General features: G+C 70.8%; 1 protein-coding gene. It reads right to left on the bottom strand.

The genetic code is table 11. The features are described 5' to 3' along the window. On the bottom strand, window positions 1–1,451 hold a 1,451-nt coding region (locus tag ACTMTI_RS56810), incomplete at both ends, for an acyltransferase domain-containing protein (protein ID WP_441129399.1).

Below are 1,451 nucleotides of genomic sequence, written 5' to 3'. Positions count from 1 at the left end.
GTGCCTGCGCCGGTGCCTGCGCCGGTGCCTGCGCTTGCGCTTGCGCTTGCGCTTGCGCTTGCGCCTGCGCCTGCGCCGGTGGTGGTGGTGAGGAGGCGTTCCCAGTCCACGGCGACACCCGCGGTGAACGCCTCACCCACCGAACGCAGGAACCGATCCGGGCCGCCCTCACCCCGCCGCAACGACCCCACCGCCACCCCCGGCGAGCCGACCGCGTCCAAAATGTCCTGCACCGCCATCGTCAACACCGGATGCGGGCTCGCCTCGATGAACGCCGAACGGCCATCAGCCAGCAACGCCCGCACCGCACCCTGGAAATCCACCGGCCGGCGCGCGTTGGCGAACCAATAACCCGCCCCCAGCTCCGAACCGGCCAGCACCCCACCGGTCACCGTCGAATAGAACGGCACCCGCCCCACCCCAGGCCTGATCGAGCCCAGCATCTGAAGCAACTGCTCACGCAACGGCTCCACCATCACCGAATGCGAAGCCACCGTCGTCGCGATCACCCGCGCCCGCACCCCCTCACCCCGCAGACGCTCCACCAACTCCTCCAACGCCTGAACCGGCCCCGCCACCGCACACGAGCCAGGCCCGTTGTCCGCACTCACCTCCAACCCCGCACCCAGCAAAGCCAGCCGCTCACCCACCACACCAGCAGGCAACCCCACCGCCGCGATCGCACCACGCCCCCACAACTGCGCAGCGAACAACCGGCTACGCAACACCACCACCCGCACCGCATCAGCCAGCGACAACACCCCCGCCACACACGCCGCCGCCACCTCACCCTGCGAATGACCCACCACCGCACCAGGACGAACACCGACCGACTCCCACAACCCCGCCAGCGCAACCCCCACCGCGAAAGCAACCGGCTGCAACCTCTCGATCGACCCCAGCCCCGACCCACCCACATCACCCAGCACCCGAGCCGGATCCCAATCCACCCACCGCCCGATCTCGGCGAAACACTCCTCCAACCGAGCCGCGAACACCGGCGACGCCTGCGCCAACTCCACCCCCATCCCCGCCCACTGCGACCCCTGACCCGGAAACACCAGCACCGCATCCCCCCGACCCGACACCCGACCCGACACCCGACCCGACACCCGGCCCGACACCGAACCCGACACCGAACCCGACACCGAACCCGACACCGAACCCGACACCACCCCGGCACCAGGCTCCCCCGCCGCCAACGACCGCAGACCGCTCAGCAACTCCTCCCGGCCCGCGCCCACAACCACCGCACGATCCTCGAAGACCGCCCGCCCACGCACCAGCGCCAACCCGACATCCTCCACCGACACCTCCGGCCGGGCATCGACATACTCGGCCAGCCGCGACGCCTGAGCCCGCAACGCCCCCTCACCACGCCCCGACACCACCCACGGCACCACACCCGACACCACACCCGGCACCACACCCGGCACCACACCCGGCACCAC

It is taken from the genome of Nonomuraea sp. H19 (assembly GCF_052068215.1).
Classification (GTDB): domain Bacteria; phylum Actinomycetota; class Actinomycetes; order Streptosporangiales; family Streptosporangiaceae; genus Nonomuraea.
This window is presented reverse-complemented; position numbering and strand designations above follow the sequence as displayed.